At 72.3% G+C, this 17,628-nt stretch carries 16 protein-coding genes; 8 read left to right on the top strand and 8 right to left on the bottom strand.

Annotation, left to right across the window (positions count from 1 at the left end; genetic code table 11):
- Positions 1-277 precede the first annotated feature (277 nt).
- Together BZB76_RS25165 and thpR are read left to right on the top strand one after the other, a co-directional pair.
- Positions 278-1,549 carry an MFS transporter gene (locus BZB76_RS25165; RefSeq protein WP_121436945.1) on the top strand — a complete coding sequence of 424 codons (1,272 nt, stop codon included), beginning with the start codon at positions 278-280 and terminating at the stop codon, positions 1,547-1,549.
- 52 nt (positions 1,550-1,601) lie between these two features.
- Positions 1,602-2,222 carry an RNA 2',3'-cyclic phosphodiesterase gene (gene thpR, locus BZB76_RS25160; RefSeq protein ID WP_121436828.1) on the top strand — a complete coding sequence of 207 codons (621 nt, stop codon included), beginning with the start codon at positions 1,602-1,604 and terminating at the stop codon, positions 2,220-2,222.
- On the opposite strand, the gene BZB76_RS25155 is transcribed toward thpR, so the two are convergent.
- On the bottom strand, positions 2,162-4,315 hold the full coding sequence (locus tag BZB76_RS25155) for a hypothetical protein (RefSeq protein ID WP_121436827.1): 2,154 nt from the start codon (positions 4,313-4,315) through the stop codon (positions 2,162-2,164). The genes thpR and BZB76_RS25155 overlap by 61 nt on opposite strands.
- A gap of 232 nt (positions 4,316-4,547) precedes the next feature.
- Positions 4,548-5,600 (bottom strand): hypothetical protein, encoded by a 1,053-nt coding sequence (locus tag BZB76_RS25150; protein ID WP_121436944.1) that lies wholly within the window; start codon positions 5,598-5,600, stop codon positions 4,548-4,550.
- A 213-nt stretch (positions 5,601-5,813) separates the two neighbouring features.
- Between BZB76_RS25150 and BZB76_RS25145 the strand changes: the two genes are divergently transcribed.
- Entirely contained in the window at positions 5,814-6,743 is a 930-nt protein-coding gene (locus tag BZB76_RS25145; protein WP_170180734.1) for a class II glutamine amidotransferase, read from the top strand.
- A gap of 4 nt (positions 6,744-6,747) precedes the next feature.
- Here BZB76_RS25145 and serC read toward each other — a convergent pair whose 3' ends face one another.
- The 3 genes from serC to BZB76_RS25130 form a co-directional block, all read right to left on the bottom strand.
- Positions 6,748-7,884: a phosphoserine transaminase gene (gene serC / locus BZB76_RS25140; protein WP_121436825.1), complete on the bottom strand. Its 1,137-nt coding sequence runs from the start codon at positions 7,882-7,884 to the stop codon at positions 6,748-6,750.
- A 10-nt stretch (positions 7,885-7,894) separates the two neighbouring features.
- Positions 7,895-8,167: a hypothetical protein gene (locus BZB76_RS25135; RefSeq protein WP_147449527.1), complete on the bottom strand. Its 273-nt coding sequence runs from the start codon at positions 8,165-8,167 to the stop codon at positions 7,895-7,897.
- Positions 8,168-8,295: 128 nt separating this feature from the next.
- Positions 8,296-9,408, bottom strand: a complete 1,113-nt coding sequence (locus BZB76_RS25130) for a citrate synthase 2 (protein ID WP_121436823.1) — start codon at positions 9,406-9,408, stop codon at positions 8,296-8,298.
- Positions 9,409-9,536: 128 nt separating this feature from the next.
- On the opposite strand from BZB76_RS25130, the gene pdxH reads away from it, so the two are divergent.
- Positions 9,537-10,232, top strand: coding sequence for a pyridoxamine 5'-phosphate oxidase (gene pdxH, locus BZB76_RS25125; protein WP_121436822.1), 696 nt, complete (start codon positions 9,537-9,539; stop codon positions 10,230-10,232).
- On the top strand, positions 10,229-11,590 hold the full coding sequence (locus tag BZB76_RS25120; RefSeq protein ID WP_246007181.1) for an MFS transporter: 1,362 nt from the start codon (positions 10,229-10,231) through the stop codon (positions 11,588-11,590). Before pdxH ends, BZB76_RS25120 begins: the two co-directional genes overlap by 4 nt.
- Before the next feature lie 63 nt (positions 11,591-11,653).
- On the opposite strand, the gene BZB76_RS25115 is transcribed toward BZB76_RS25120, so the two are convergent.
- Positions 11,654-12,307 carry a UdgX family uracil-DNA binding protein gene (locus tag BZB76_RS25115; RefSeq protein ID WP_121436820.1) on the bottom strand — a complete coding sequence of 218 codons (654 nt, stop codon included), beginning with the start codon at positions 12,305-12,307 and terminating at the stop codon, positions 11,654-11,656.
- Between the two features lie 98 nt (positions 12,308-12,405).
- On the opposite strand from BZB76_RS25115, the gene BZB76_RS25110 reads away from it, so the two are divergent.
- Positions 12,406-13,107, top strand: coding sequence for an iron-dependent transcriptional repressor DtxR (locus BZB76_RS25110; RefSeq protein WP_121436819.1), 702 nt, complete (start codon positions 12,406-12,408; stop codon positions 13,105-13,107).
- 324 nt (positions 13,108-13,431) lie between these two features.
- Entirely contained in the window at positions 13,432-15,807 is a 2,376-nt protein-coding gene (locus BZB76_RS25105) for a SpoIIE family protein phosphatase (RefSeq protein ID WP_121436818.1), read from the top strand.
- A 71-nt stretch (positions 15,808-15,878) separates the two neighbouring features.
- Here BZB76_RS25105 and BZB76_RS25100 read toward each other — a convergent pair whose 3' ends face one another.
- Together BZB76_RS25100 and BZB76_RS34930 are read right to left on the bottom strand one after the other, a co-directional pair.
- The gene (locus BZB76_RS25100; RefSeq protein ID WP_121436817.1) at positions 15,879-16,715 is read right to left on the bottom strand and encodes a class I SAM-dependent methyltransferase; all 837 of its coding nucleotides are present in this window, start codon (positions 16,713-16,715) and stop codon (positions 15,879-15,881) included.
- Between the two features lie 163 nt (positions 16,716-16,878).
- A complete protein-coding gene (locus BZB76_RS34930; protein ID WP_170180733.1) occupies positions 16,879-17,040 on the bottom strand; it encodes a hypothetical protein in 162 nt (53 codons plus the stop codon).
- A 108-nt stretch (positions 17,041-17,148) separates the two neighbouring features.
- Here BZB76_RS34930 and BZB76_RS25095 point away from each other — a divergent pair, with 108 nt between their 5' ends.
- The gene (locus tag BZB76_RS25095; RefSeq protein WP_246007180.1) at positions 17,149-17,550 is read left to right on the top strand and encodes a hypothetical protein; all 402 of its coding nucleotides are present in this window, start codon (positions 17,149-17,151) and stop codon (positions 17,548-17,550) included.
- Positions 17,551-17,628: the final 78 nt, after the last annotated feature.

Here is a 17,628-nt window from a genome sequence, read left to right as displayed (position 1 = left end):
CGAGGCCGAGGGGACCGCGAGAAGCCGCCCCCACGGCCGACGGCCCGTGCGTCCCCGGCACGCGGCCGCGACCCCCGTCACCCCCGTCACCCGCACCGCGCCGTCCTGCCCCACCGCCCCGACCGCAGTCCTCGGCAAGGCGGACGTGGCGGAGCCGGAGCGTACGGACACCCCCCAGCCTGTCGAACAGCCCGTCGAGCCCGTCGAGCCCGCTGAACTCAGCGAGAGCGTCGCGCCCGCCGTCGACGAGGAACCGGAGGAGCCCCGGTCCGGGGGCATGTTCCGGTCACTGCGCGTCCGCAACTACCGGCTCTACGCCGCGGGCCAGGTCGTCTCCAACACCGGCACGTGGATGCAGCGCATCGCGCAGGACTGGCTCGTCCTCGAACTGACGCTCGGCAGCGGCACCGCGCTCGGCATCACCACCGGCCTCCAGTTCCTGCCCCTGCTGCTGTTCGGCCTGTGGGGCGGCGTCATCGCCGACCGCTACTCCAAGCGGCTCCTGCTGATGCTCACGCAGACGGCCATGGGCGTGCTCGCGCTGATTCTCGGCTTCCTCGCGATCACGGGCGCCGCGCAGGTGTGGCACGTGTACGTGCTGGCGTTCGGCCTCGGTCTCGCGACCGTCATCGACAACCCGGCCCGGCAGTCGTTCGTCGTGGAGATGGTCGGCAAACGCGACCTGCCGAACGCGATCGCGCTGAACAGCGCCACCTTCAACGGCGCCCGCCTGCTCGGCCCCGCCGTCGCCGGTGTGCTGATCGCCCTGATCGGCACGGGCCCGGTGTTCCTGGTGAACGCGGCGTCGTTCGGCGCCGTCCTGTTCGGCCTCTACGCGATGCGGACGGACGAACTCCACCCCGCCGACCCGGTGAAACGTGCCAAGGGACAGCTCCGGGAAGGCCTGAGCTACGTCCGCGGACGGCGCGACCTGATGCTGATCATCGTGCTGATCGGGTTCCTCGCGATGTTCGGCATGAACTTCGGCACCACGGTCGCGCTGGTCGCCAAGGAGGTCTTCCACACCGACGCGTCCGCGTTCGGCCTCGCGTCCAGCATGCTCGCGCTCGGCGCGCTGGCCGGCGCGCTGGTCGCCGCCCGGCGGGTGGCCAGGCCGCGGCTGCGACTGCTGGTGGCGGTGGGCCTGACGTTCGGCGTGCTGGAGATCATCACCGGGCTGATGCCGACGTACTGGTCGTTCCTGGTGCTGCTGGTCCCCACCGGCGTCGCGATGATGACGATCATGACGGCGGCCAACTCCAGCATCCAGCTCGGCGTCGCGCCCGAGATGCGCGGCCGGGTCATGGGCCTGTACATGCTGGTGTTCCTCGGGTCGAACCCGCTGGGCGCCCCCACGGTCGGCTGGATGGCCGAGCACTTCGGCGCCCGCACGAGCATCGTCGCCGGGGGCCTGATCTCCGCCCTCGCCTCGATCGCCGTCGGCGCGCTGGCCGCGCGGGACCACCCCGCGTTCGTCCGGATCCGGCGGGGCGCCCTCGCGTCCCGCGTGTTCCGGGCTTCCCGCGCCTCCGGTGCTCGATCCGCGTGACAACGGGTGCCATCTGCTGAAATGCTGGCCGGGTGGCCCTCCGGACGCTCCCATGAGGCTTTTCGTGGCGCTCGTACCGCCACCGGACGTACTTGACGAGCTTGAGGAGGCCGTCCGCCCGCATCGCGGCGCGGTGCCCGAACTGAAATGGGTGCGGCGTGAACTGCTGCACGTCACGTTGACGTTCCTCGGCGAGGTCGACGACCGCACCCTGGCCCGGCTGCTGCCCCGGCTCGAACGCGCCGTCGCCCGACACGAGCGGATGTCGCTGTCGCTGGCGGGCGCGGGCGCCTTCCCCGGCAGCGGAACGCACGCCCGCGTCCTGTGGACGGGACTGTTCGGCGACCGTCGCGGCATCGCACGGCTCGCGGCGTCCACCACGGCCGCCGGGCGCCGCGTCGGGACGCTGCCCGACAAGCACCGGGGCTTCCGGCCCCACCTGACGCTGGCGCGGTCCAGACGGCCCATGGACGTCCGCCCCCTGCTGGAGGCGCTGTCGGCGTTCGCGAGCGCGCCGTGGACGGCCGAGTCGGTCCAGCTGATGCGCAGCCACCTGCCCGGCAAGGAGTACGGCGAGCTGACCTACGAGACGTTGAAGACGTGGTCGCTGCGTCAGAGTTCGGGCGGCGGCGGCGCGGGACGGTCGTCCGGCGGCCCCCAGGGAAGGCCGTAGCGCTCGCAGGCACGGCGCAACTCGTCCGCGTCGAGCGGGAAGCCCACCTGCCGCAGCACCCGCCCCGACGGGCTCCACACCACCAGCGGCGAGATCCGCTCGGCCGCCTCGTCGATGCCGACGCCACCGACACGGTCGCGGCCGAGGTCCCACTCGACCCGGCCGCGCCGGGTGACGACCGCGAGCCCGGCGGACGACACGCGAAGCTGTGAACGGTTGCGGTCGTACAGCCAGTAGCCGACGAGGCCGACGACCAGACCCGCGGGCACCGACCAGGACGCGGTGGCGTTGAAGCCGCCCAACTCCGGGCCGAGCCAGACGGCGCCGAGCAGCGCCACGGCCTGGCACAGCAGGACGCTCATGCCGTACGTCCCGGCCCGGGAACGGCGCGGCGCGTCCAGCAGGGCGCCCGGCGCGGTGACGGGACCGGGCGGCGCGGACGCCTCCAGCGTGAGATCGTGCTCGCCCGAACGGTCGTCACGCCGTGCCGACCCCGCGTCCTGCCCGGTGTCGGCGCCCGCCTCCTGCCCCGCGGCGCTCTGCGAGGTCACCGACGCGGTCGCCGGCTCCGGGTCGCCGGGGGTCTCGGTGAGCGTGGACACGGCGGAGTGGAACGCGGCGCTGAGGTACGCGTCGTACTCGGCGTCGTTGACGGGCAGCCCCGCGCGGCGGGCCGAGTCGCGCAGGTCGGTCCGGGAGATCCGCAGCGCCGACAGGGGAGCGGCGAGGAACTCGTCGCCGTCGGTGTCGTACAGCCGGACCCAGGCGTGCCCGGCGATGGTCAGCAGCTCGATGCCGCCGATGCGGTCCTCCGGCATGGTGACGACGATGTCGCCCGCCGCGTCCGCCCAGCCGAGCCCGCCGTCGGCGACCACCAGCCGGCCGCCCGGCACCCGGGCGAAGATCTCCGGCAGCCACTCCAGCCCGTAGGAGGCGCGGCGCGGCGGCCGGGTGGCCGGGGTGATCACCCGGTAGCCGTGGTCGTCGAGGGCGTGCGCGAGCTGGAAGCCGTCCAGCCCGTCGGCGGGCAGCCGGGCGACGAGCTCCAACCGGTGCCCGAACGCCAGCGCGGCCAGCTCGGCGCGGCGCGGCTCGCCGCTCACCGGGTCGAGCCGCAGCCCCGGACCGACGACGACCGCGGCGACGTCCCCGGCCCGCAGGTCCTGCGCCTCGCGGCGGCGGCCGGGACGGGCCCGCACCAGCAGCCGCTCGGTCGTGATCGTCCAACGGACCTGCGTGGCCCGCAGCAGACGGCGGCGCGCGGCCAGCACACCGAAGATCGCGGCGAGTGCCCAGCAGCCCGCGGCCAGCCGGGCGCCGAACTCGCCGGTGCCGTCCGCCGCGATCTTGCCGATCATGATCGCGCCGAGCAGCGCGGTCAGCGCGCCGAGCAGCACGATCCGGCGGCGGCTCGGCTGCGGCTCCGGGGTGTCCAGCCGCTGCGCGCCGCCCGACCCGGCGCCGGCCGCGGCCGACACGGTCTCGGTCGGGGGCGGCTCGTGCGCCGCGGCGAGCAGGGCCGCCTCCTGGTCGAGCAGCCGCTTCTCCGTCGCGTGGTCGCGGGGCAGCGCGCTGCCGACCGGATCGCCGTCGTCCAGCCCCGGGACGCCCAGCGCGTCGTCGAGCGCCGGATCGAGCAGGTCGGTCGCCTCACCGTCCAGGATGTGCACGGGAATGCCGAGCCGCCGCGCCGTGACGAACACGGCGAGCGGTTCCAACCCCATCGAGGTCATTCCGCCGACGGCGGTACGCCCGAACCGGTGGAACACGGTGAGGACGCCGTCGCCGGTCGTGATGGCCAGCGCCTCGATCCGGGACCGCTCGTAGGAGACCATGCTCAACCCGCCCGGCCCGATCCGTTCCAGACCGTCGGTGGACAGCCGCCAGTACGGACGGGGACGACGCCGCCGCGCGTCCGGGGCGGCGCCGAGCAGCCACGGGATCGCGGCGACGACACCGATCAGCGCGGCCCACAGCCACACCGGACGGATCGGCAGCAGCGCCAACAACACCGCGAGCAGGGCGAAAGGGCCGACGGCGACGGGACGCCACCGGCCGCCGGGTCCCGCCAGGCCCACCAGCTCATGCTCCACAGTCCGCATCCTCACACGGGCCCCCGCGGGCCCGTCTCCCCCTTCCAGGATCCCGTCGCCGTCCGGAACCGACTTCCATCGTGCCGGTCAGGTCGGTCTTGCCTCGCGGCGCCCCACCGGTTCCAGCGCCCGCTCCCGCTTCCGCCCGTGCTTCCCTCCGTGCCGTCGCCCGTGCCGTCGCCCGTGCCGTCGCCCGTGCCGCCGTTCGCGCTCCTGTTCACACCGGGGCCCGTCATCGGCCCCTCGACGAGCCGCCGCGCCTGCGCAGCAGCGCGTAGCCGACGGCCGCGGCGATCGCGACCGCGAGGAACAGGCCCGTCCTGGTGCTTCCGTTGTCGCGGTCGCTTCGTTCGATGTCGGCGGACGTCCCCGAGTTCTTCGGACCGCTCCGCCCGGACGGCGACGGCCGCGCCTCGTTCGGCAGCGGCACCCGGTAGACCGGCGTGTTCGTCCCCTCGGACCCGGCCAGCAGCGCGGTGCCGTCGGCCGTGTACGTCACCGACTCGCCCTGCGGCTGGAACGGCAGGTCGATCGACTTCAGGGACTTGCCGGGCCTGCCGTCCGGGCCCACCGAGTACAGGCGCGCGCCGAAGTAGGTCCGGATGACGCAGGTGCGCCCGTCGGGGGAGAACGCGCCGTCGGTGGACATGGCGGGCGCGTCGCCGATCTTCCGCATCACGTTGTAGCCGCCCGTCCGCAGTTGCGCCGGGCCCTCGTAGAGCTTGCCGCCGAACACCTTGCTGGCGATGTAGACGCGGTTGGTCCTCGGGTTGATCATGAAGGTCTCGGCGTTCCGTGGCCCGTCCGCGTATTTGATCTTGAAGGCGGTGGCGCGGAGGGTCTGGCTCCGGAGCCGGTCCGGCTCCGGAATCCGGTACAGGGTCACATACGGCCACGCGCCGCCGAGGTTGTCGCCGATGTCCGCCACGAAGATCGCGGGACGGCCGCGTCCGTCCTTGCCGAGCGCGATGCCCTCCCAGTCGCGGGCGCCCGCGCCGCCGACCGTCAGCACGGCCTGGACCCGTCCGCCCGAGTCGAGCGCGTAGATCTTCGGGACGCCGCCGGAGTCGTTGTGCGTGTAGACGACGCCGGGATGCCGCGTGCTGGCCGCCAGGCCGCTGGACTCGGTGATCCGCGGGTCGTTGATCGTGAAGGCCACCCTGTCGTCCCGGGCGGAGACTCCGGCGGTCGCGGCGGCGCCGGGGACGCCGGGGACACCGAGGAGCACCGGGCCGCCGGCGAGAACGAGCGCGGTGACGAGCCGGACGGCCCCCCTGCCGGACATCCCGTGATCATCCCCGTTCCGCACCCCGTCGATCACCCGCCCTCAGTTCAGCAGCGCACCGAGGACCGCGGCAAGGACGAGCGCGGTCAACACGGTGGGAAGCAGCCAGCGGGGCGCGCGGTTCACCCTCTGAGCTTATTCGGCGTCGTGAGCGGGTCGAACCGCACGCCCCCCGCGCGCATCTCACCCAACATGTGCGGACTGTTCGGGCTGGTGCGTTCACCGTTCGCCGACGACCCGGGGCGGGCGTCGGACGTGTTCGTCGCGCTGGGCGCGCTCGCGGAGGAACGCGGTACGGACTCGGCGGGGCTGGCGCTCCTCGGCGGATGGCCCGGCCTGGCCGGCCTGGCCGGGCTGCCGGGCGGGCGACCCGAGCCGGGCGGAGGCTGCCGTGTCGTGAAGGGACGCGGCCGCTTCTCCGGGATCTGGCGGTCGGAGTTCCTGCCCGAGCTCGACCGCGCGCCGGTCGTCCTCGGGCACACCCGCTGGGCCACGCAGGGATCGACGGCCGAGCCGAACAACGCGGGCCCGCTGGTCGTCGCGGGGGCGGACGGCCCCGCCGCGATCGTCGTCGCCGCCCACAACGGCGACATCGACGCGGCCGGGCTGCGGTCGCGCTTCCCGCTGCCGCCCGCCGCCGGAACGACCGACAGCGAACCGATCTTCCAGGCCCTTGCGGGCTGCGAGGGCCCCTCGGACGTGACCGGGGTACTGGAGGCCCTGGTCGGACGGGCCGCGCTGGTCTGGGTCGACCGCGACCGTCCGACCGAGGTACACCTGGCCCGCGCCGCGCTCAGCCCGCTGACCGTGGCCGTGGACACCGACCAGAACATCTACTGGGCGTCCAACCCGCGCTGGTTCCGGGAGGTGCAGGAGCACACGCGGGTCACGTTCGTCACCGTCGTCATGCTCCGCGAGGGCACCTACCTGAAGGTCGGCATGGAACAGCGTCCCGGCCGCCGGGACGTGCCCGACGTGCTCGCGACGGCCACGTTCCTCCCGACGGCCAGGGACACCGACATGGACGACCGCGTCTGGACGGGCTTCACCCCCGACGACGAGGAATGCGACCGCGCGGGCCTGCGCCACCGCGTACTGAACCGTCCGGGCGGGCCGGACGGTTCGGTCCTTTCGGTCGCCTGACCGGTCAGAGGCGCTCGACGACGTAGTCGACGCAGGCGGTGAGGGCCTCGACGTCGTCCGGGTCGATCGCCGGGAACATGCCGATGCGGAGCTGGTTGCGGCCCAGCTTGCGGTACGGCTCGGTGTCGACGATCCCGTTGGCCCGCAGCGCCTTCGCGACGGCCGCCGCGTCCACGTCGTCGGTGAAGTCGATCGTCCCGACGACCTGCGAACGCTGCGCCGGGTCGACGACGAACGGCGTCGTGTACGACGTCTTCTCCGCCCACGTGTAGAGCCGCTGGGACGAGTCGGCCGTGCGGGCCGTCGTCCAGCCGAGCCCGCCCTGGGAGTTCATCCACTCGATCTGCTCGGCGAACAGCAGCAGCGTCGCCACGGCGGGGGTGTTGTAGGTCTGGTCCTTGGCGGAGTTGTCGACCGCCGTCTTAAGGTTGAGGAACTCGGGGATGTACCGGTCGGAATTGGCGATCTCGTCGATCCGCTCCAGCGCCGCCGGGGACGCCAGCGCCACCCAGAGACCGCCGTCGGCCGCGAAGCACTTCTGCGGCGCGAAGTAGTACACGTCCGTCTCGGACACGTCCACGGGCAGGCCGCCCGCGCCCGAGGTGGCGTCCACCAGCACGAGCCCCTCGCGGGCCGTGGTGCCCGCCGGGCGCCCGATCCGCATCGCGACGCCGGTCGAGGTCTCGTTGTGGGTGAGGGCGTAGACGTCGACGTCCTCCTCGGCCGACGCCTCCGGGTGCGTTCCGGGCGGGCCGGTGATGACCGTCGGCTCCCCGAGCCACGGCGCGGTGGTGGTGACCTTGGCGAACTTGCTGGAGAACTCGCCGAACGTCAGGTGCTGCGACCGCTGCCGGACGAGCCCGAACGCGGCGGCGTCCCAGAACGCGGTGGTGCCGCCGTTGCCGAGCACGACCTCGTACCCGTCGGGCAGCGAGAACAACTGCGACAGGCCCTCCCGGACACGTCCGACCAGGGACTTCACCGGCTTCTGCCGGTGCGAGGTGCCCATGTAGGTGGAGCCGGACTCCGCGAGCGCCGCCAGCTGCTCGGGACGGACCTTCGACGGGCCGCACCCGAAGCGGCCGTCCGCGGGCTTGATGTCGGCGGGAATGTCAATGGTGGGATTCGCGCTTTCGGTCACTCACGCAAGGCTACTTGACCCGCCGTATGGCCCAGGTCAGCAGGGCCACAAGTGCGACCGCGCAGACGGCGCCGACCACCGCGGGCGGGTAGATCCAGTCGTCGCCACGCGCGCGGGCGCGCACGGCCGTGCGCGCGGAGTCGTAGGTGAGGAACGCCAGGAACGCCGCGGAGATCACGGCGGCGACCCGTCCGGCTGCGGCGTTGGTACGGCGGCGCCGTGTCTCGCGTTCCGCCTCGTGGCGTCGAAGCTCTTCGAGAGCCTCGTCGCGGTCCTGGCCCACGCCGCCCATCATGCCAGCGGTCAGCAGACCGGGGGGCGGGTGTCCGGCGACGAACCAGGCCCCCGGCCGGACCCGGGGGCCGAAACACGTCTGTTCGGGGGATGGGGCGAGGGGGGACGTGCGGCCGGTCAGCCGGCCTGCGGCTTGACGACCTTCGCGGCCCCGGGCACGTCGTGGATGGACCGGGTTCCCGGGCCGGTGTACCTGGCGCTCGGACGGACGAGCCGTCCCGTGCGCTTCTGCTCCATGATGTGCGCGGCCCACCCGGCGGTGCGACCGCAGGTGAACAGGGCGGGCATCATCGCGGTCGGGACCTCGGCGAAGTCGAGGACGACCGCCGCCCAGAACTCCACGTTCGTCTCGATCGGACGGTCCGGACGGCGTTCGCGCAGCACGGCCAGGGCGGCGTCCTCCAGCGCCTTGGCGGCCTCGAAGCGCGGCGCGCCCAGTTCCTTGGCGGTGCGGCGCAGGACGCGGGCGCGCGGGTCCTCGGCGCGGTACACGCGGTGCCCGAAGCCCATCAGCCGTTCGCCGGAGTCGAGGATGTCGGTGACGACCTTGCGGGCGTCGCCGAGCTGCTCCACCCGCTCGATCATCGGCAGCACCCGGGCGGGCGCGCCGCCGTGCAGCGGGCCGGACATGGCGCCGATCGCGCCGGAGATGGCGGCCGCCACGTCCGCGCCGGTGGAGGCGATCACGCGGGCGGTGAAGGTGGAGGCGTTCAGCCCGTGCTCGGCGGCCGACACCCAGTAGGCGTCGATGGCCTGGACATGCTTCGGATCGGGCTCGCCGCGCCACCGGACCATGAACCGCTCGGTGATCGTCGTCGCCGCGTCGATCTTGTCCTGCGGGACCATCGGTACGCCGATGCCGCGCGCCGACTGCGCCACGAACGACAGGGCCGTCACCGACACCCGGGCGAGGTCGGCGCGGGCCTCCTCGTCGGAGATGTCGAGCAGCGGCCGCATCCCGTAGGCGGGGGCGAGGGTGGGGAGGGCGCTCTGCACGTCCACCCGGACGTCACCGGACGTGACGGGCAGGATGTGCGGTTCGGCGGGGGTGAGGCCCGGGTCGAAGCTGTCGTCGACGAGGAGTCCCCAGGCGTCGCCGAAGGAGACGCTGCCGACGAGTTCCTCGATATCGACTCCCCGGTACCGGAGGGCGCCGCCCTCCTTGTCCGGTTCGGCGATCTCGGTCTCGAAGGCGACGACCCCCTCGAGCCCGGGTTTGAAGTCGGACATGTTTCGTCCTGCCTTTCGTCTCCAGGAGTGATAAGGCGGTGCCGTGCCATTGAACCCTGTCGGCTTTACCGTCCAGTACCCAGGGTGCGTGCGAGTTGCACAACGGCCAGGTGAGAGGCTCAGACGCTGTGGAATCCCCAAAGCCCGACCCCGCGCGGCTCCGCAGTTCCTACGAGGGCGGCGAACTGTCGGAACGCTCCCTCCCCGCCGACCCGTTCGCGTTGTTCGCCGCCTGGTTCGCCGACGTGCACGCGTTCGGCCTGCCGGAGCCGAACGCGATGGTGCTCGCCACGGCGTCCGCCGACGGCGTTCCGAGCGCCCGGACGGTCCTGTTGAAGGGATACGGGCCGCGAGGGTTCCGTTTCTTCACGAACCTGACGTCCCAGAAGGGCCGTGAACTCGCGGAGAACCCGCGGGCCGCGCTGGTGTTCCCCTGGCACGCGATGCACCGCCAGGTCCGGGTCGCCGGGCCGGTGGTCGAACTGACCCGGGACGAGGTCGCCGCGTATTTCCAGACGCGGCCGCACGGGTCGCGAATAGGCGCGTGGGCCAGCGAACGGCAGTCCGGTGTCATCACCGGACGGGACGTCCTCGAACGGCGGTTCGCGGAACTGGCCGAACGCTGGCCCGAGGAGCCACCGGACGCGGCGACGCCGCTGGAGGGCGCCGTCCCCCTGCCGGACTTCTGGGGCGGCTACCGCGTGGTCCCCGAGTCGGTCGAGTTCTGGCAGGGCCGCCGCGACCGCCTCCACGACCGGATCCGGTACCGCCGGGTGACCCGGGAGAACACGGACGAATGGGTGGTGGAGAGACTGTCTCCGTGACGCAGGAACAGCAGTCAACCCCCCAGGACGCTACTGACACCCCCCGAAGACGGCGAAAACGGCAGAACCGACGAGAACGGCGGAACCGGAGCGGCGGGCTGCGGCGGCTGGCGATCGACACCCGGCCGCTGGCGCAGCCGGCGTACCGGCGGCTGTGGGTCGGGCAGGGCGTGTCGTTCATCGGGTACCAGGTCACCGCCGTCGCCGTTCCGGTCCAGGTGTACGACATGACCGGGTCGTCGTTCTGGGTGGGCGCGCTCGGCGTGGCCGGCCTCGTCCCGCTGATCGTGTTCGGGCTGTGGGGCGGCGCGATCGCCGACCACATGGACCGGCGCAGGCTGCTGCTCATCGCGTCCTGTGTCACGTGGGCCGCGACCCTGCTGCTGTTCCTCCAGGCGGCGCTCGGCATCGAGAGCCTCGGCCTGATCATGGCGGTGGTGGCGATCCAGTCCATCGGGTTCGCGGTGTCCTCGCCCGCCCGCAGCGCGATCATCCCGCGGCTGATCGAGGCGCCGCTCGTGCCGGCTGCCAACACGCTCAACTTCACCGTCCTCCAGGGCGGCGGACTGGCCGGCCCCCTGTTCGCGGGCGTGATCCTCGTCCACTGGGGATACGGCGCGGCGTACGCGGTGGACGCCGTCCTGTTCACGGTCGCGCTCTACGCGGCGGTGCGCCTGCCCGCGATGCCGCCGCTCCACGACGTCGTCGGGGCCCCGGGAATGCGGTCGGTGCTCATCGGCCTGCGCTTCCTGGTGGGGCAGCCGGTCCTGATGATGTCGTTCGTCGTGGACATCATCGCGATGGGGATCGCGATGCCGCGCGCGCTGTTCCCCGAGGTCGCCGAGACCCGTTTCGGCGGTGAGGAGGCGGTCGGATACCTGTTCGCCGCCATCGCCGTCGGCGCGTTCCTCGGCGGGCTGTCGTCCGGATGGATCGGGCGCGTCCACCGGCAGGGGATCGCGCTGATCGTGTCCATCGCGATCTGGGGTCTCGCGGTGGCCGCCGCCGGGCTGACCGGACACCTGTGGCTCGCGCTGGCGCTGCTCGCCGTCGGCGGCGCGGCCGACCTGGTGTCGGCGGTGTTCCGCCAGTCGATGCTCCAGACGTACGCGCCGGACGAGATGCGCGGCCGCCTCCAGGGCGTCTTCACCGTCGTCGTCGCGGGCGGTCCGAGGCTGGGGGACGTCCGGGCCGGTGCGACCGCGAGCGTCACCGGTGTCACCGCGTCCTGGGTGGGCGGCGGACTGGCCTGCGCGGTCCTGGTCGTGCTGGTCGGGTTCGCCGTTCCGGCGCTGTTGCGCTACGACACGCGCACCGCCGAACCGGTGCAGGCCGAACCGGTACGGGTGACGAAGTAAGAGTCAGCGAAGGGAGGTGAGAGTCAGCGAGGGGAGGTAGGAGTCAGCGAGGGGAGGTGAGAGTCAGCGAAGGGCCGCGGCGACGACCTTGAGGTCGTCGAGGAAACCGGCGTACATCGCGTCCCGGTCCTCGGCCCGCAGTACGGCGGACGGATGGATCGTCGCGACGACCCGTGCGTCGGACGTCTCCTGATCCGGAAGGTCGAGCAGCCGTCCACGCTCCTTGGTCACGCGGAATGACGGCCCGAGCAGCGCCTTGCCCGCCGTGGCGCCCAGCGTCACCACCACGTCCGGGTCGAGCAGCCGCAGCTCCGCCGCCAGCCAGGGACGGCACGCGCGGATCTCGCCCGCGCTCGGCGATTCGTGGATGCGCCGCTTCCCGCCTTCCCGCCGCTTGAACTTGAAGTGCTTGACGGCGTTGGTGACGTACACGTCGCCGCGCTCGATGCCCGCCTCCTCCAGTGCCCGGTCGAGGATCCGTCCGGCCGGGCCGACGAACGGATGTCCCTTACGGTCCTCCTGGTCGCCGGGCTGCTCGCCGACGAACATGACTCGTCCGCCTGGAGAGCCCTCGCCGAAGATGGTCTGGGTGGCGTTCTCGTACAAGCCACAGCCCCGGCATCCGGCCGCCGCGTGGCGCAGCTCGTCCAGGTCGCCTCGTTTTTCGAGGGTGTCGGGCAGGAAAAACTCGGCGCTTTGGGAAGTTTTCGCGCTCATCGTTCGTTGTCCCTACCCAGCTTCAGGGGGATATTCGCTGGGCCCGGCGACGCGAGGTCCGAGCAAGTAGACTCCTGCCCATAAGAGTGGAGGGAGCTGTGACCTCACACGGCCTGATCGATACCACGGAGATGTACCTCCGGACGGTTTTCGAGCTTGAAGAGGAGGGGATCGTTCCCCTCCGCGCGCGCATCGCGGAGCGGCTCTCCCAGAGCGGCCCGACGGTGAGCCAGACGGTCGCGCGGATGGAGCGCGACGGTCTCCTACGGGTCGAGGGCGATCGGCATCTGGAATTGACCGAGAACGGTCGCGGTCTGGCCACGCGCGTCATGCGCAAGCACAGGCTCGCCGAGTGTCTCCTGGTCAACGTGATCGGGCTGCCCTGGGAAGACGTCCACATCGAGGCGTGCCGGTGGGAGCACGTCATGTCCGAGGACGTGGAACGCCGCCTCGTCGCGCTGCTGGACAATCCGACGACCTGCCCGCACGGAAACCCGATTCCCGGCCTGGACGAGCTGGGCGGACGCGGCGCCTACGCCGATTCGGGTCCGCTGTCGGTGATGACCGTCGTGGCCACCCCCGGTGGCGCGGGAGCGGTGATCCGACGGATCAGCGAGCAGGTGCAGAGCGACAGCGACCTGATGCTTAGACTCAAGCAAATAGGGATACAACCGGGACGAGAGGTGACGCTTCGGGCGACCGATGACGGGGTGCAGGTGATCAGTGACGACGATGCCGACAGTCCCGCGACGGAACTGCCGCGCGACATCGCCGAACACGTTTTCGTCAGCAGGCGCTGACACGATCGGCGTGCGTGCTACGGGGGTGCGTACGGGTCCGGGTGCCTTTGTCCGAGGTGCCCATGCACGGGGAGTGTTCGTCCGGGCTGCCTGCGTACGGGGTCATGTACGGGGTGCGGTCTCGACGGTCTATACCGAAGATCTCCACAGTGGCGGGCCGTTCGAGCGCACCCCCGTGGCGGGTTCGTCGTTCAATACGACGGGAGAGGTTCGCGCGGCGCCCGTGCCGCGACACCGGGTGACCGTCGGGCGGGGCGGCGGTGGGTGGCCGCGCCCGGACGACGCGGTCGCCGGACGGCTTGGTCAGGGTATCGGGATGGGGACATGAACCACTGGGGGGAAGCGCCCGACGAGGCGCATCTGCCACCCGAGACCGTCCTCAACCAGATGGAGATGGCGGTCATCGTCTGCGACCGCTTCAGCAACGTCATCTACGGCAACGCCTTCGCCCGCCAGCTCTTCGGGTTCGGCGGCGACGAGATCATCGGCCACTCCATCCTCTCCCTCGGCATCGCCGAGGAGGACCACGAGCAGGCCACCGAACTCGCCCGGCACGTCCTCAAGGGCGGCGTGTGGGAGGGCACGTTCTGCAACCTGCGCGTGGACGGCACCACCGTCTACACCCGCGCCCACGCCGTGCCGTTGCGCCACCCGTCCGGCGCGGTCGACGGCGTCGTCATCTTCGCCCGCGAGGCGCTCCGCTCCAACCAGCGCGAACAGGACCGCTACGGCCTGATGGAGCGCATCGGGGAGCGGCTCGCCGGGTCCCTGGAGCTGGAGAGCACGCTGCGGCGGGTGGCCGACACGCTCGTCCCGCAGTTCGCCGACCACTGCTTCATCGACCTGTACAGCGGCGACCGGCTCTACCGGCGGGTGTCGCGGCACGCGGGCGGCTGGGAACCGCCGCCCGGCACCTGGGCCGAGGTCGGCGAGCCCGTGTCCTACCCGCCGGGGCATCCCAGCGAGAAGGCGATGAACCGGCGCGACGCCGTCCTCGTCGAGGACATGATCCAACACCGGTTCGCCGCGCCGAACGAGTCGACCCAGCGGCTCGGCGACTCCATGGGCGTCACCTCGGTGATCTCCGCGCCGCTGCTGGTGCGCGGTGAGCTGCTCGGCGTGATGAGCCTCGCCCTGTCGAACCTGTCCAAGCGGCCCGACCCGCACTACGACGGCTTCGACCGCGACCTGCTCGGCGCCATCGCCAGCCGCGTCGCGCTCGCCGTCGACAACGCGCTGCTGTTCGAGGAGGAGCGCGACACCGCGCTCGCCTTCCAGAAGCATCTGCTGCCCGGCGACCGGCCGCCCCGTCTGGACGGCCTCCAGATCGCGTGGCGGTACGAGCCGGCCCGCCCGCTGGAGTCGCACGGGCACGGCATCCAGACCCAGGTCGGCGGCGACTGGTACGACGTGATCCCGCTGTCGGCGGGCCGTGTCGGGCTCGTCATCGGCGACGTCGAGGGCCGCGGCGCCCGCGCCGCCGCCGTGATGGGCCAGCTCCGCGCCGCGCTGCGCGCCTTCGCGCAGGACGACAAACCGCCCGCCGACATCCTCCGCAAGCTGGACGAGTGGGTCCGCACGATGACGCGGCCCGAACGGATGCGGTCCGGCTGGAACAGCGACGACCTCGTCCGTCCGCCGCTGGTGTCCTGTACCTACTTCGTGTACGACGCGTGGTCACGGGTGCTGGAGTTCGCCAACGCCGGGCACGACCCGCCGCTGCTGGTCGTCGACGGTCAGGTCGACGAGCTGCCGTTCGAGAGCGAGGGCGGCATGCTCGGCCTGCGCGGCCCGGGGCTCGGCGGCGAGATCCTCTTCAACGAGGAGTCGACGGAGCTGAAACCCGGCTCCACCCTCGTCCTGTACACCGACGGCCTCATCGACCGCAGGCCCAAGGACGACGGCGACCACTACACCCGCGAGGAGTCCCGGGAGCTGGTCCGCGCCGCCGTCGCGAAGGTCGCCCGCGGCGGGGTCGAGGCGATCGCCAACGCCGCCTACGAGGCCGTGCCCGGTGACATCGACGACGATGTCGCGATCGTCGTGATCCGCACCGCCGGGGACGAGCTCGCCGTCGAGGAACGCACCTTCACCGCCGAACCGATCATGGTGTCGGAGGCCCGGCGGATGGCCGCCGACGCGTTCGCGTCCTGGGGGATGCTGGACGAGCAGTCCGAACTCGCGTGCCTGCTCGTCTCCGAGGTCGTCACGAACGTCGTGCTGCACGCGACGGCGACGCCCGCGCCACGGCACGAGATGGTCGTCCCGGTCGCCGCCGGGACGCCGGGACGCGGCGGGGAACCGCTGAGCGCGCCGCCGCCCGTCCAGTTCAACACCGACTTCGGCAACGGCACCCTCGACGCCGCCCCCTACGACCGGGGTTCGTTCGGCGCCGACTCCTTCGACGGCGGATCGTTCGACGGCGGCGCCTTCGACGAGGACGACTGGAACCTCGGTGCCGAACTCGGCCGCCGCGAGCCGCCGACCAAGGAGTTCCGGCTCCGGCTCCGCCGCGGCGCCGACGCGATCTGGGTCGAGGTGTTCGACTCCGACATGCGGCTGCCGCGCATCCGCAGCGCCGGGGAGACCGACGAGGGCGGGCGCGGCCTCTACCTCGTCGACCAGCTCGCGAGCCGCTGGGGCGCCCGGCCCACGTCCGACGGCAAGGCCGTCTGGTTCGAGCTTCCGCTGGCGCCCTGACCGCCATGCGCGCGTGGGTGGTGGACGAGCCGTCACCGATCGCGACGGACCCGCTGCGGCGCACCGACCGGTCAGGAGATCGGTTCGGCGGCGACGTGCGCCCAGGTCTGGGTGAACCACAGTTCGCCGCCGATGACGCGGGGCTTCGCGCCCGTCCGGGGCCCGCCGTCCACCTCGTCGACGAGGGCGACGCGGATGCGTTCGGCGGTCTCGTCGTCGCACGCCCCCGCGAGCCACGGCTCCACCGGGCGTTCCACGGTGAACACGTCGAGGCGGCGGATGCTCCCACCCGCCGAGGTGATCATCTCGGTGAGCCGGGCGATGGTCGGGGTGCCGGGATGGTCGGGGTCACGGAGCCGTTCGATGCGGTCCCGGTCGGGCCCGACGAGGTTGCCGCGGACCAGATCGGCGATGACGACCCGGCCGCCGGGACGGCACACCCGCAGCAACTCGCGTAGCACATGGTCGGGGTCGCCCAGGTTGTAGAGCGAGAACCGGGCGGTGACGAGGGAAAAGGTGTTGTCCCTGTAGGGCAGCGCGGTGGCGTCAGCGCGGATGCGGACACCGTCGGGGCCCACCGGATGCGGGATGCGGTCCTCGCGTGTCGTGGCCGCCGCGGAGGCCGGGAGCGCGTCGCCGTCCGCGATGCGGACCGGTCCAGTCCCGAACTCGACCGTCGACATGCGCCGCCGCGACGTTCCCGACGCGGGGACGCCCGCGGGCACGGGCGCGGTCACGGGGACGGGCATCGCGTCGACGGCGGTCATATGGCGTACCTGCGGGCCGAGTGCCGCGGGCATCGGGCCGCGTCCGCGCGCGACGTCCAGACAGACGTCGTCGCGGTCGGGTTCGACGAACTCCAGCAGTCGCCTCAGGTGCGGGGCGATCACGCCGCCGTTCTCCTGCATCGCGGTCGGGCTCCCTCGACTCGAACCGGCTCCGCCGGACGGGGTACCGCTCGGAGGCGCCATCGGGCGTCGAACGGGGCGTGGATCCGGTTTCGTCAGTTATGACTCACCGTCGAGGGCGTAAGTTCGGAATTCTCTACAGACTTTTTGGTCGGCGGCCACGTCAGCCGCGCAGATGGTTGCCGTACATCGTCAGGACCACCAGAACGAACACCGTGATCACCGCGACACGGGTGGGCATCGGCAGGCGGAGCCGCACCGCGGCCCAGCGTATGCAGAACGCGGCGAGGAGTGACACGACGATGAGGGCGAGGATGCCTTCCATGGTCACCTTCCGTCCGGGGGGAGTGCCGCCTTCTGGAAACGATAGACGTCCACGGCCCGGGTCACCCGGATCTGCGCGAGAGGGAGGCGCACGGATACCCTCCCCTGCGTGGCAGATGTGATGGAAACAGACGGCCGGGACGGGCTTGACGGCGTGATGACGACCCTGGCCCGCGCGCGGATCGGGCTCGGCCTCGCGGTGTTCGCGGCCCCCGGGCCGGCCATGCGGGTGACCGGAATCAGCCGTGGCACCGACCCCGGCCGTGACCTCATGGTCCGGCTGTACGCCGCCCGGGAGATCGCCCTCGGCGCCGGATACCTGCTCGGCGGCGACGCGGCCGCGCGCCGTCAGTGGGCGCGCATCGGCCTCGCCGTGGACGCCCTCGACGCGTTCAGCGCCCTGCGGACGCGGTCCCGGCTTCCGATCTGGGTCACCGCGGGCGCCGTCGGCATCGCGGGGACCGCCGCGGGCCTGGGCGCCGCGAAGGTCGCCCACGACGTCCTCGGCTAGCCGTCCCACCACTAGCCCGCGGCTCGTCCCGTCGGTCGTCACGAGGACGGTACGGGCGTGCCCGCCGGGTGATCGGGT

Source organism: Actinomadura pelletieri DSM 43383 (genome assembly GCF_003634705.1).
Taxonomy (GTDB): Bacteria; Actinomycetota; Actinomycetes; order Streptosporangiales; family Streptosporangiaceae; genus Spirillospora; species Spirillospora pelletieri.
This window is presented reverse-complemented; position numbering and strand designations above follow the sequence as displayed.